At 64.5% G+C, this 13,107-nt stretch carries 10 protein-coding genes; 6 read left to right on the top strand and 4 right to left on the bottom strand.

Going from position 1 to position 13,107, the window contains the following annotated elements:
- Nucleotides 1-210: 210 nt before the first annotated feature.
- From ribB to nusB, 3 genes are read left to right on the top strand one after another with little or no spacing between them, the layout of a single operon-like run.
- Nucleotides 211-1,362 (top strand): 3,4-dihydroxy-2-butanone-4-phosphate synthase, encoded by a 1,152-nt coding sequence (ribB, locus tag RBB18_RS11640; RefSeq protein WP_306110677.1) that lies wholly within the window; start codon nucleotides 211-213, stop codon nucleotides 1,360-1,362.
- Between the two features lie 4 nt (nucleotides 1,363-1,366).
- Complete coding sequence (locus RBB18_RS11635; protein WP_306110676.1) at nucleotides 1,367-1,909, top strand: 6,7-dimethyl-8-ribityllumazine synthase; 543 nt, start codon at nucleotides 1,367-1,369, stop codon at nucleotides 1,907-1,909.
- On the top strand, nucleotides 1,906-2,379 hold the full coding sequence (nusB, locus tag RBB18_RS11630; protein WP_103762395.1) for a transcription antitermination factor NusB: 474 nt from the start codon (nucleotides 1,906-1,908) through the stop codon (nucleotides 2,377-2,379). The genes RBB18_RS11635 and nusB overlap by 4 nt, the downstream gene beginning before the upstream one ends.
- A gap of 94 nt (nucleotides 2,380-2,473) precedes the next feature.
- Here nusB and RBB18_RS11625 read toward each other — a convergent pair whose 3' ends face one another.
- The 4 genes from RBB18_RS11625 to RBB18_RS11610 all read right to left on the bottom strand — a co-directional run bounded on the left by RBB18_RS11625 (nucleotide 2,474) and on the right by RBB18_RS11610 (nucleotide 8,539).
- Nucleotides 2,474-3,730 carry an MFS transporter gene (locus RBB18_RS11625; protein WP_103762394.1) on the bottom strand — a complete coding sequence of 419 codons (1,257 nt, stop codon included), beginning with the start codon at nucleotides 3,728-3,730 and terminating at the stop codon, nucleotides 2,474-2,476.
- Between the two features lie 134 nt (nucleotides 3,731-3,864).
- Nucleotides 3,865-5,145: a DUF3422 family protein gene (locus RBB18_RS11620; RefSeq protein WP_274592427.1), complete on the bottom strand. Its 1,281-nt coding sequence runs from the start codon at nucleotides 5,143-5,145 to the stop codon at nucleotides 3,865-3,867.
- Between the two features lie 320 nt (nucleotides 5,146-5,465).
- Nucleotides 5,466-6,950, bottom strand: a complete 1,485-nt coding sequence (locus RBB18_RS11615; RefSeq protein WP_274592428.1) for an NAD(P)(+) transhydrogenase (Re/Si-specific) subunit beta — start codon at nucleotides 6,948-6,950, stop codon at nucleotides 5,466-5,468.
- A gap of 14 nt (nucleotides 6,951-6,964) precedes the next feature.
- On the bottom strand, nucleotides 6,965-8,539 hold the full coding sequence (locus tag RBB18_RS11610; protein ID WP_103762391.1) for a Re/Si-specific NAD(P)(+) transhydrogenase subunit alpha: 1,575 nt from the start codon (nucleotides 8,537-8,539) through the stop codon (nucleotides 6,965-6,967).
- 431 nt (nucleotides 8,540-8,970) lie between these two features.
- Here RBB18_RS11610 and RBB18_RS11605 point away from each other — a divergent pair, with 431 nt between their 5' ends.
- From RBB18_RS11605 to RBB18_RS11595, 3 genes are all read left to right on the top strand, one after another.
- On the top strand, nucleotides 8,971-9,726 hold the full coding sequence (locus RBB18_RS11605) for an SDR family NAD(P)-dependent oxidoreductase (RefSeq protein WP_306110675.1): 756 nt from the start codon (nucleotides 8,971-8,973) through the stop codon (nucleotides 9,724-9,726).
- Nucleotides 9,726-10,082, top strand: coding sequence for an MmcQ/YjbR family DNA-binding protein (locus tag RBB18_RS11600; protein ID WP_306110674.1), 357 nt, complete (start codon nucleotides 9,726-9,728; stop codon nucleotides 10,080-10,082). The genes RBB18_RS11605 and RBB18_RS11600 overlap by 1 nt, the downstream gene beginning before the upstream one ends.
- Nucleotides 10,083-10,261: 179 nt before the next feature.
- On the top strand, nucleotides 10,262-13,087 hold the full coding sequence (locus RBB18_RS11595; RefSeq protein ID WP_306110673.1) for a Hint domain-containing protein: 2,826 nt from the start codon (nucleotides 10,262-10,264) through the stop codon (nucleotides 13,085-13,087).
- The last annotated feature ends 20 nt before the right edge of the window (nucleotides 13,088-13,107 follow it).

The following is a 13,107-nucleotide window of genomic DNA, read 5'->3' as shown; positions in this document are numbered from 1 at the left end:
CCTTTGCGCTTCACCTGTAATATTAGCACATTGGCCCCCATCCTCAAGGGAAAGCCCCGGCATCACCGGTTGATCGTTGCCATTCCGCCGCGACATCTCGTCCGTCACATCCGCCCGAACGCGTCAGCCGGACACCATAACCCGACATCCCCTCTGGCCTTCCGCACACCCCTGCGCTATCTGGCGGGCCTGTAACCCCAGAGGCGCCAGATGTCCGAAACCCAAGCCTTCGAAAAACCCGGGCCCGTCGAGGCCGAACTGCGCTCCGCGATCTCCCCCACCAAAGAGATTATCGCCGAGGCGCGTGCCGGCCGCATGTTCATCCTCGTCGACCACGAGGACCGCGAGAACGAAGGCGACCTGGTGATCCCCGCCGAATTCGCCACGTCCGAAGTCATCAACTTCATGGCCACCCACGGCAAGGGTCTCATCTGCCTGCCCATGACCTCCGAGCGCATCGACCGCCTTGGCCTGCCGATGATGGCCGTGAACAACTCGTCGCGGCACGAAACCGCCTTCACCGTCAGCATCGAGGCGCGCGAGGGCGTCAGCACCGGCATCTCGGCGGCCGACCGCGCGCTGACCATCTCGACCGCGATCAACGAGCAGAACACCCAGGCCCATATCGCCACACCGGGCCATGTCTTTCCCCTGCGCGCCCGCAACGGCGGCGTGCTCGTGCGCGCCGGCCATACCGAGGCCGCCGTCGACATTTCCCGGCTCGCCGGCCTCAACCCCTCCGGCGTGATCTGCGAGATCATGAAGGACGACGGCACCATGGCCCGCCTGCCCGACCTCGTGGAGTTCGCCAAGACGCACGGCATGAAGATCGGCACCATTTCCGACCTCATCGCCTATCGCCACAAGCACGACAACCTCGTGCGCGAGGTCCGGCGCGAGACCGTCAACTCGTCCCATGGCGGCGAATGGGACATGCGCATCTTTGCCGACCAGATCACCGATACCGAGCATGTTGTTCTGTCCAAGGGCGACATCACGGACGGCAAGCCCGTGCTGGCCCGCACCCACGCGCTCAACGCGCTCGAGGACGTGCTGGGCATCGGCCTTGACGCCAAATCCGAAGGTCCCACCGGCAAGCTGCCCCGCGCCATGAACATCATTGCCCGCGAAGGCCGCGGTGCCGTCTTCCTCTTCCGCCAGCCCCGGCCCAGCCTCGCCTCGGAAATGGAAGAGGACGACACGCCGCGCACCATCAAGCAGACCGGTCTCGGTGCTCAGATCATGTCCACCATGGGCCTGCACGAACTGATCCTCGTGACCGACAGCCCGAAGACGCGCTACCTCGGGCTCGACGCCTACGGCATCAGCATCGTCGGCACGCACCCCCTCAGCGAAGGATAACGCCATGGCCGGAACCGAATACACCCTGCCCCGCGCCACGTTCGACAAGCCGGTAAAACTGCTGATCGTCGTGGCCCCCTTCTACCGTGACATCGCCGACATGATGATCGCAGGCGCCCGCGCCGAGATCGAAGCCTCGGGCGCAACTTTCGACCTCATCGAGGTCCCCGGCGCCCTGGAAATCCCTACCTCCATCGGCATCGCCGAGCGCCTGTCGAACTTCGACGGCTACGTGGCGCTTGGCTGCGTCATCCGCGGCGCCACCACCCACTACGAGACGGTCTGCAACGATTCCAGCCGCGGCATCACCCTGCTTGGCCTGCAGGGTCTTTGCATCGGCAACGGCATCCTTACGGTCGAAAACCGCGATCAGGCCGTGGAACGCGCCGATCCCGAGCAGATGAACAAGGGCGCAGGCGCCGCCGCCGCCGCCCTGCACCTTATCGCCCTCACCCGCAAGTGGGGCACCCGCAAGGGCGTCGGCTTCATGCCCGACGCCGAGGAATACAAGCTCGCAGGCGAGCTCAAGGACAACCCCACCGCATGACCGAACTATCCGGCAACCAGAAACGCAAGATGCGCTCCGCCGCGCGGCTCTACGCCGTGCAGGCGCTCTTTCAGATGGAGCATTCCAGCCAGTCCTACGAGACGATCATCCGCGAATTCCTCGATTTCCGCTTTGGACAGGAATTCGAGGAAGGCATCGAAATGGCCGACGGCGATATCGACCTCTTCCGCAAGCTGGTCGAGCAAGCCGTGAACTGGCAATCCAAGATCGACCAGATGACCGACCGCGCATTGGTGGCCAAGTGGCCCATCGCGCGCATCGACCCCACCCTGCGGGCGGTGTTCCGCGCCGCGGGGGCGGAATTCCTCGAAGGCGAAGCGCCGGTCAAGGTCGTCATCAACGAATTCGTCGATGTCGCCCGCAGCTTCTATCCCGAGGGCAAGGAAGGCAGCTTCGTCAACGCGGTGCTCGACCACATGGCACGCGAGGCCAAACCCGAAGCGTTCTGACCGGGCCGAGGCCACTCCCTGCGCCGTCCCCGACTTGATCCGGGACATCAAACGCCGACGTAGGGTGGGGTTTCACCCCACCTCGGCGCGCACCTCAATTGTCCTTGTCGTCGTCCTCACCCTGCTCGGCCGACCACGCGCCCGCCGCCTCGACCACGAAGGCCGACGAGGCCGGCAGCACGCCCAGGTAACTCTCGGTCTCCTCCACCGGCGTCGCCGCCCGCTTCGTCATCCGGTATGCGGCATAGACCGCAATCGCCGCGAACGCCGCCGCCAGCACCAGCCAGAACGCGGACGGCCCCGCCACGTCCATCACCCAGCCCGCCGCCAACGGGCCAAGGATGGCCCCGATCCCGAAGGTCAGAACCAGCCCGCCCGAGGCCGCCGCCATGTCCTCGACCGGCAGGAAATCGTTCGTATAGGCCAGCAGCAGCGAATACAGCGGCGTCGTCACGCCCCCGGTCAGGAACGCCGCCGCCATCAACGGCCAGTACGTGCCGCCCATGGCCCACCCCAGCAGGCAGAACGCGGCCCCCAGTGCCGCCGCGCCGAAGATCACCTTGCGCCGGTCGATTCGGTCCGACAGCCAGCCGATAGGGTATTGCAGCACCAGCGCGCCGCCGAACAGCATCGCGATGAACAGCGCGATCTCGCCCTTGCCCATCCCGATCTGCGCGCCATAGACCGCGCCCATCCCCGATTGCGTGGCATACAGACTGCCCAGCAGGAAAATCCCCACCGTGCCCAGTGGCGAACCCGTGAACAACTCGCGCAACGGCATCGCGCGGATCACCTCCGCCGCCGGTACCGGCGTGACGGATAGAAGGATCGGCGCAAAGGACACCGACACCAGGATCGACGCCCCGATGAACAGCGACGCCCCCGCCGTCTCGCCCAGGTTCAGCAGGCCCTGCGCCCCGATGATGCCCAGCGTCTGCGCGATCATGTAGGCCGACAGGATCTTGCCGCGCGTCTCGTTCGTGGCCGCGTTGTTCAGCCAGCTTTCCGCGGTGACATAGATCCCCGACATGGCGAACCCGATCAATACGCGCAAGAGCGTCCACGCCCACGGCTCGGCCAGCAGCGGGAAGGCAATCAGTCCGGCCGACATGAAGCTGCCCAGTGCCGCGAACACCCGCACATGCCCGACCCGACGGATCAGGCGCGGCGCATACCGCGCCCCCAGCAGGAAGCCCACGAAATAGCCGGATGTCACGACCGCCAGCTCGCCCGAGGAAAACCCCTCGATATCCCCGCGCAGACCGATCAGCGTAAAATGCATACCGTTGCCCAGCATGATCAGCACGATCCCGATCAGCAGCGCCCAGATCCCCGCAAAAGCCTGAAACATCACGTGCCCCTTTCGATTCGGCAGCCCCTGTGCCCCTTCGCCACTCCTGTCAGCTTCGCCGACCTCCGTCGTCCCACCGACGCCGCTTTGGCTTCGCCCCGCGACACCGCGTCGGGTTGGCAAGACCCACGGCGCTAGTCCAACTTCTCGCGCACCCGCTTGATCATCCACCACACCGCCGCCACCACCGGCAGCGCCACGATCGCCGTCAGCATCTCCTTCGACAGCCCCGTCGGCTCGGTCAGCGGGTAGAGCACGTACCCCGCCAGCGACACCGCGTAGTAACTGATCGCCACCACCGACAGCCCCTCGACCGTGCGCTGCAAGCGCAACTGCATGTCTGCCCGGCGGTTCATGCTCTCCAGCAGGTCCTGGTTCTGTGCGCTGCGCTCCACGTCCACCCGCGTCCGCAGCAGTTCGCCCGCCCGCATCGCCCGGTCCGACATCGCGTCCAGCCTTTCCTTGGTAGACAGAACCGTGCGCATGGCCGGATCATAGCGCCGCATCATGAACTCGCCAAAGGTCTGCCGACCGTTGAACCGCTCCTCGCGCAGCACGGTGATGCGCTGCTTCACGATCTGCTCATAGGCCGAGGTCGCGCCAAAGCGATAGGACGACCGCGCCACCATCCCCTCCAGCTTGGCCGAGATCTCCAGCAGGTCGTCCAGCGTGTCCTCCGCGGCCACCGACCCGCCCGGCATGTTGCTGATCAGATGCGTCAGCCGCTCTTCCAGCGCGCCCATGTCGGGCCGCATCTCGCCCACCCGGGCAAAGCCCAGCATCGACATGGTCTTGTAGGTCTCAATCTCGAACAAACGCTGCACCACGCGCCCCATCCGCCGCGTGCCGATATCGGCCGAGGCATTGACCATGAACCGCAGATGTCCCGCCGGGTCGATCCGGAAATCCCCCGCGATGATCGCACTGTCATCCAAGACCCGCGCCACGGCCACGCTGTCGGCCACGAACCAGTCGTGGATGTTTTGGCGCACCGTGTCTTCGTCCTTCTGCGTCTCGATCCGTACCATGGCCGAGGTCATCCGGTGCCCCGGCGCCTCGCTCAACCAGTCGGCGGGAAACACCTCGAAATCCGCCGGATCGAAGGGCCTGTCGCTGACCCCGTCGCGGAACGCGGTATAGGTGACGAACTCGGTATGCCGCTCCCACTTCAGATGGTGCTTGCCGATATCGCCCGAATAATGCGAGGCACCCGGCTTTGGATGCGCCGCGCCATAGCGGTCCAGCAGCGCCGTCAGATGCGCCAGGTCATCGCCCCTGTCCCGCGCCGCCGCCCCCTCGACCCGCTTGATCGCCAGGAACACGCCGGTCGCCGGCGCGCTCAGATTGGGAAACGGCCGCGCGTGCAGTTCGTTGGACAGCTCGAATCGCAGCGGATGATCTTCAATTGGCGGCATGGCTCTCGCGTCCTGTCGTTTCCGGGGACATTAGCGATACGGCCCAGGGATGAAAATAGTTTTAAATGCGCTTTCAATGACTTAGCGGAATGCAACGGTATACTGGCGCAAATTTAGCCATCTGCAATGGCACCTGCATCATCATCCATCCCGACGCGGGAAATCAAGCGACCCTCGTAGGGTGGGTGAAAACCCACGCGCCTCAAACCCACCGCGACAATACTTCCCTCGTCCCGGACCTGATCCGGGACCTCTGCCTCGGGCCCAACGAAAAAGGCCCGCCAACCGGCGGGCCCTCTCCAATTCCAAACGAGCGGAGATTACCCGATCTTCGACAACAACGCCGTCACGCTGTCCTTGGCGTCGCCATAGAACATCCGCGTGTTGTCCTTGAAGAACAGCGGGTTCTCGATGCCGGAATACCCCGTGCCCTGACCGCGCTTGGACACGAACACGTTCTTGGCCTTCCAGACCTCCAGCACCGGCATCCCGGCGATGGGGCTGTTGGGGTCATCCTGCGCGGCAGGGTTCACGATGTCGTTCGAGCCGATCACGATCACCACGTCGGTGTCGGGGAAATCGTCGTTGATCTCCTCCATCTCCAGCACGATGTCATATGGCACCTTCGCCTCGGCCAGAAGCACGTTCATATGCCCCGGCAGACGCCCCGCGACGGGGTGAATGGCGAACCGCACTTCCTTGCCCTGCGCCCGCAGCTTGTTGGTCAACTCGCTGACCGCCTGCTGCGCCTGCGCCACCGCCATGCCATAGCCCGGCACGATGATCACGCTGTCGGCCTCGTTCAGCGCGTTGGCCACGCCGTCGGCATCGATCGGCACCTGTTCGCCCTCGACTTCCGCCGCCGGACCACCCGCGCCGCCGAAACCGCCCAGGATCACGCTGACAAAGGACCGGTTCATGGCCTTGCACATGATGTAGCTCAGGATCGCACCCGAGGAGCCCACAAGCGCGCCCACGACGATCAAGAGGTCATTGCCAAGGCTGAAGCCGATAGCCGCCGCCGCCCAGCCGGAATAGCTGTTCAGCATCGAGACCACCACGGGCATGTCCGCGCCGCCGATCCCCATGATCAGGTGATAGCCGATAAACAGCGCCAGCAGCGTCAGCACAACAAGCGTCCAGCTGCCCGACCCGCTCAGGTACATGATCGCCAGCACCAGCGACAGCGCCGCGGCGGCCGCGTTCAGGATATGCCCGCCCGGCAGCTTCGTGGCCGCCGAGTCAACCTTGCCGGCCAGCTTGCCATAGGCAATCACCGACCCGGTGAAAGTCACCGCACCGATCCAGATGCCCAGCACCAGTTCGACCTTCAGGATCGACACTTCCACCGCCGTCTTCTTGGCGACGATCGCGGCGAACCCGGTGAACTGCTTGGCAAAGGCCACGCCTTCCGCCGTCACTTCCTCGGGCCGCGGGAAGGGCAGGCCCGCATCGGCAAACTGCGCCGCCACGCGCCCCAGCTCGATATCGGCGTTGAAGCCCACGAAGACCGCGGCCAAGCCGACGAGAGAGTGCATGATTGCCACCAATTCGGGCATCTGCGTCATCTGCACCTTGGTGGCCAGCTGATAGCCCACCACGGCACCGCCCGCGATCATGATCAGCGACACCAGCCACAGCCCCGCGCCGGGGCCGATCAGCGTCGCCAGAACGGCAATCGCCATACCGGCAATGCCGTACCACACCGCGCGTTTCGCGCTTTCCTGCCCGGACAGACCGCCCAGGCTGAGGATGAAGAGAACTGCCGCGACCGCATAGGCCGCAATGGTAAATCCGAAATCCATCGTCCCTTACCCCCTTACGATTTCTGGAACATGGCGAGCATGCGCCGTGTCACCAGGAAGCCGCCGAAAATGTTGATTGCCGCCATGAAGATGCCGAGCCCGGCCAGCAGCGTGATGAGGTAGGAGGTCGAGCCGATCTGCATCAGCGCGCCCAGGATGATGATCGACGAAATCGCGTTCGTCACGGCCATCAGCGGCGTGTGCAGGCTGTGCGCCACGCCCCAGATCACCTGGAACCCGATAAAGACCGACAGCACGAAGACGATAAAGTGCTGCATGAAGCTCGCCGGCGCCACGGTGCCGACCAGCAGCACCAGGAACGCGCCGACACCCAGCAGGCCCACCTGGTTCATCGTCTGTTTCTTGAAGGCCGCCACCTCCTGCGCCTTCTTCTCTTCCGGCGTCAGTTCCTTTGGCTTTTCCTTCTTCGGGGCCGCCGCGATGGCGGACACCTTGGGCGGTGGCGGCGGATAGGTGATCTCGCCGCCATGCGTCACAGTGGCGCCCCGGATCACGTCGTCTTCCATGTCGTGCACGACCTTGCCGTCCTTCTCGGGCGTCAGGTCGGTCATCATGTGACGGATGTTGGTGGCGTAAAGCGTCGAGGACTGTGTCGCCATCCGGCTGGGGAAGTCGGTGTAACCGACGATGGTCACGCCGTTGTCGGTGACGATCTTCTCGTCCTTCTGGGTCAGCTCGCAGTTGCCGCCGCGCTCGGCGGCCAAATCCACGATGACCGAACCGTTCTTCATCATCTCGACCATGTCCTTGGTCCACAGAACCGGCGCGGGCCGGTTGGGGATCAGGGCCGTGGTGATGACGATGTCCATGTCGGGCGCCATCTCGCGGAATTTTTCCAGCTGCTTTTCCTGGAACTCGGGGCTGGACGGCGCGGCATAACCGCCGGTTTCCGATCCGTCCTTTTGATCTTCCTCGAAATCGAGGAACACGAATTCCGCCCCCATCGATTCGATCTGCTCGGCCACTTCGGGCCGCACGTCGAACGCATAGGTGATCGCGCCCAGGCTGGTCGAGGTGCCGATCGCGGCAAGCCCCGCCACACCGGCACCGACCACCAGCACCTTGGCCGGCGGCACCTTGCCCGCGGCGGTTACCTGGCCGGTGAAGAAGCGGCCGAAATTGTTGCCGGCCTCGATCACCGCGCGATAGCCGGCGATATTGGCCATGGACGACAGCGCATCCATCTTCTGCGCACGGGAAATCCGCGGCACTGATTCCATCGCGATGACGGTCGCGCCCTTCTCGGCGGCGATCTTCATCTGCTCTTCGTTCCCGCCCGGGTTGAAGAAGGAAATAAGGGTCTGGCCCTTGGTCAGGCGCTTGACCTCGGTATCCGTGGGAACGCGCACCTTGGCGATGATGTCACAGGCTTTCCACAAGGCTGCGGGCGACTTGATGATCTCGACACCGGCCTCCTTGTAATCCGCATCCGTGAAACCCGCGCGCTCTCCCGCTCCGGTCTCGATGGCGCATTCATGGCCCAGTTTCTGAAGTTGCAGGGCCGAGTCCGGCGTCATCGCAACGCGCGCCTCACCCTCCATCACCTCTTTTGGTGTTCCGATCTTCAACTTTCACTCCCCCCGTTTTCTGACGGTCACATGTGGCGGCCTCTCGGCCTGTCGTTTTCTGAACCCTAATGGTCGGGCACGGCTTATCACACAATTTTTACCCGCTTGAAATGTAGCGATTGTCGCATCCTGTCAAATCACCATCGTGTCTTTTCACAGTATCGCGCAAAATTCATTCGAAACTTTCGTCGCAGCCAGCCGCGCCGGTCCCCGCCGAGAGCGAACCCCGCCAGACCGACCACCGCCGGCCCGGATACACCCCGTGCGCCGGTCGCCTTCTCGCAAGGTACATAGATCCATCCCAGCATCATAGCCACACAGCTGCCTCTTCGGAATCGCCCGACATCTGGTATAGAGTATACCAGTTTGCCTTGCCAGTCCTTCCAACGCGGCTCTTGGCAAGCCGCGCGCCCTGCGGCACAGTTGCGCTCATGACGCTTACAGGAAAACACGCTCTTGTCACCGGCGGCGGCACCGGCATTGGCCTCGCCATCGCCTGCGCCCTCCAAAGCAGCGGCGCAGACGTCACCATCACCGGCCGCCGCCCCGAGGTTCTAGAAGAGGCCGCCAGTTCCCACGGCCTGCACGCCCAGGTCATGGACGTGCGCGACGAGGCCAGCGTGGTCGAAGGCATTGCCGCCTCCGTTGCCGAACGCGGGCCCATCCAGGTCTGCGTGCCCAATGCCGGCATCGCCGAAGGCCGCAGCCTGTCGAAAACCGACACCGATTTCTGGCACCGCACAATGTCCACGAATCTCGACGGCGCGTTCTGGACCATCCGCAGCGCCATGGCCTCGATGAAAGGCACCGACTGGGGCCGCGTTGTGGCGATCTCTTCCATCGCGGGCCTCAGGGGGCTCAAGGGCGCCGCCGCCTACTCCGCCTCCAAACACGGCCTGATCGGCCTCGTCCGCGCCCTCAGCGAGGACTACTTGGGCAGTCCCTTCACCTTCAACGCGGTTTGCCCCGGCTATGTCGACACCGACATCGTCACCCGCAACGTCGACGCCATCAGCGCCCGCGCCGGGGTCGATGCCGACACCGCCCGCTCCATGATGGTCGACGCCAACCGCCACAAGCGCCTCATTCTGCCCGAAGAGGTCGCCGCCGCCGTCACCTGGCTCTGCGGCCCGGGCTCCGAAAGCGTGAACGGCCAGACCATCGAGATCGCCGGCGGCCAGGTCTGATGCTACCCCGCGACGCGTTCATGACCTTCTGCGCGTCGCTGCCGGCCACCGCCCATGTCGTGCAATGGGGCAACGCCGACGTCTGGAAGGTCGGCGGCAAGGTCTTTGCCATCGCCGGGTGGAACGACGGCCGCGACGCCTACACGTTCAAGGCCACCGACATCGCCTTTGAGGTCCTGCAGGATCAGCCGGGTATCTGCCCGGCCCCCTACCTTGCCTCGCGCGGGATGAAGTGGCTGCAAGTCCACGATGATCCCGGCCTTTCGGATGACAGCCTGAAAGAGCATCTTGCTCTGTCCTACGACCTGGTGACCGCCAAGCTGACCAGGAAAAAAAGGGCTGAACTGGGCATTTGAGCCTGAAACACCACGTCCAGAACTTGCCTTAATTCACCTAAAATTCGCCTAAAACCCCCCGCTTTCCGGCCACGGACACTCTGTATCCATTCTGGAAACAACCGGCGACAGAGCAGCAAAAGACGCGCCGGGGGTCACGCGGCACAGACCGCGGACTGACAAAGGAAGGCAGGAAGACCATGGCCACGTACGAGGTCAATTTCTACGATTACAACCCGGCCGGCAACATCCCGACCGGTACCGGCAGCACCTTCACCTGGGGCGGTCCCGGCACCGCTGCGGGCACTGCCGTCATCACCGACAACGAGACGGGGATCCAGGAATTCACGCTCGACGACGACAGCGCCGGCGGAGAAACCGCCACGGCCGATGTCACGCTGGGCAACGACACCTCCGTCAACACCACTGTCGATGCCGAACTTGTCTGGACCCTGCGCGACACCGTTACCGGCCAGACCTTCCAGGTCATCCAGTTCGACGTCGAGAACGGCGCCGCAGCCGGACTCTACACCCTGTCCGAGGTGCCGCTGGTGGCCGGCCGCAGCTACCAGGTGCAGGCTTACGACAGCAACCCCAACGCCGCCGCGGGCGATATCGCCTTCAACGCGCAAGACTATACCGACCAGATCGTCGACGGCACCGAAGGCGACGACACCATCGACGGCAGCTACACGGGCGACCCGCAGGGCGACGTGGCCGACGGCGGCGACGGCACCGGCGCGGGCCTCAACGCCGACCTCATCCATGCCGGCGCGGGCAACGACAGCGTCGTGGCAGGTCTCGCCGACGACACCGTCTATGGCGGGTCCGGCAACGACACGATCCTGGGCGGCGACGGCAACGACCTGATTTATGGCGACAGCGATCCGCGCGAGACCAGCTCGATCGGCGGCACCAACACGCCGGGCAGCACCTTCACCGTCATCAGCCTCGGCTCCGCCCCCGATGTGGACCCGACCGAGACCAATACCGCCAGCGAAAACGCCACCGCCCTTCAAGGGACCTACGGCGACGCCGGCAACCCGCTCTTCGAGCAGTTCCTCGACGCCCAGACCTTCGACAGCAACAGCGACGGCACGCTGCAGGACAACGACAACGGCCAGACACCCGAGAACATCGTCATCGGCGGCACAAGCTACCAGATCGATTCCGGCCTGGTCTACAGCGCCACCGTCACCTTCGTCGACGGGTCTTCACAGGATTTCACCGCCGTGGTCATCCAGACCACCACCGGCGACGTTTTCATGCTGCCCGAACTGAGCAACAACGCCGACAACACGATCCTGACCAGCCAGCCGATCGAGTCGATCACGCTAAACAGCGTCGACAGCGACAACGCGACCATCGGCGCGAACCGGGTGGACGCCGACTACCAGATCGGCGAGGGCGACCCCGGCGACGACAGCATCGACGGCGGCTCCGGCAACGACACGATCTATGCAGAGGGCGGCTCCGATACCGTCACAGGCGGCGACGGCAACGACCTGATCTATGGCGACGACGCGCCGGCCGCAGGGCAATGGGACTATCAGGTCTACAACCACGATTTCACGGACGCCAACGGGCAGGCCTTCGACATCGAGTCGGGAACACTTGTCGGCTCGGGTCAGTCGGATGGCTTCAATTCGGCAGCCCTCGTGCACGAGGCCCGCGGCACGACCGGCGACGCCAATGACTTCGGCGTGATCTACACCTCGCAGTTCCTGGCGTCCGAAGACGGGACCTACACGTTCTCGACAACCTCGGACGACGGCTCGACCATCCGGCTGCTGGATGAAAACGGCGACCCCCTGACCTTCACCAACCAGGGTGGCGGCACGGCCGATTTCATGGACAACGACTTCCACCAGAGCGCGACAACCCGTTCGGGCACCGTCGAACTGGAGGCGGGGCGCATATACACCATCGAGGTGCGACACTGGGAAAATGCCGGGGGCGAAGTCATCTCGGGACAGGTCACCAGTCCGAGCGGCACCACCGAGGCCCTTGCCGACAGCAGCCAGGTCATGGGACCGGCCACGGCTTCCGGCGGCGACGACAGCCTCAGCGGCGGTGCCGGCGACGACGCTATCTTCGGGGGCGGCGGAAACGACACGCTGACCGGCGGCACCGGCGCCGACAGCCTTTATGGCGGCCTCGGCGACGACGAGATGTACCTGGCCGAAGGCGACAGCGCCTTTGGCGGTGACGGCGACGACCTTTTCGTGCTGGGCGACCTGGGCGAGGCCGGGTCCAGCACCATCACCATTGTCGGCGGCGAAGGCAACGAGACGAATGGCGACACGCTGCAACTCACGCCCGATGTCACCTTCGACGACATCACCTTCACCAACACCGATGACGGCGCGGGCGGCCTTTCGGGCAATTTCTCGCTGGCCGACGGCACCACGGTAAACTTCTCGGAAATCGAGAACATCATCTGCTTCACCCCCGGCACACGCATCCTGACACCCCAAGGCGAACGCGCCATCGAGACGCTCCGGCCCGGCGACCTGGTCATCACGCGCGACAACGGCCCACAGCCGATTCGCTGGCTGGGTCAACGCACGGTCGAGGGCCGCGGCAAGTTCGCTCCCATCGCCGTCAACTCCACCATCATGCAAGGCGCCCGCCGACCGCTTCTGGTCTCACCGCAGCACCGGCTGATGTTCTCGGGCTACCGCAGCCAGCTGCTCTTTGGCGAAAGCGAAGTTCTGGTGGCGGCCAAGCACCTTGTCGACGGACAAGATGTGCGCATCGCCGAACGCAGCCTTGTCACCTATTTCCACATGATGCTCGACCAGCACGAAATCGTCTATGCCGAGGGCGCCGCAACCGAAAGCTTCCTTGCCGCAGATGTAGGCGTCGGTGCGCTCTCGGATGCCTCCCGAGAGGACATGTTCCGCGCCTTTCCGCACCTGCGGGGCGATCTCTCGGCCTATGGTGACACCGCCCGGCTGTGCCTCCGCGCGCACGAGGCGCGCCTCTTGGTTGAACCACGTGCCGCGCTTGTAATGGCGGCGTGATAAATCACTTAATTTTAAGG

The sequence above is a fragment of the Roseovarius sp. MMSF_3298 genome (genome assembly GCF_030733705.1).
Classification (GTDB): domain Bacteria; phylum Pseudomonadota; class Alphaproteobacteria; order Rhodobacterales; family Rhodobacteraceae; genus Roseovarius; species Roseovarius confluentis.
This window is presented reverse-complemented; position numbering and strand designations above follow the sequence as displayed.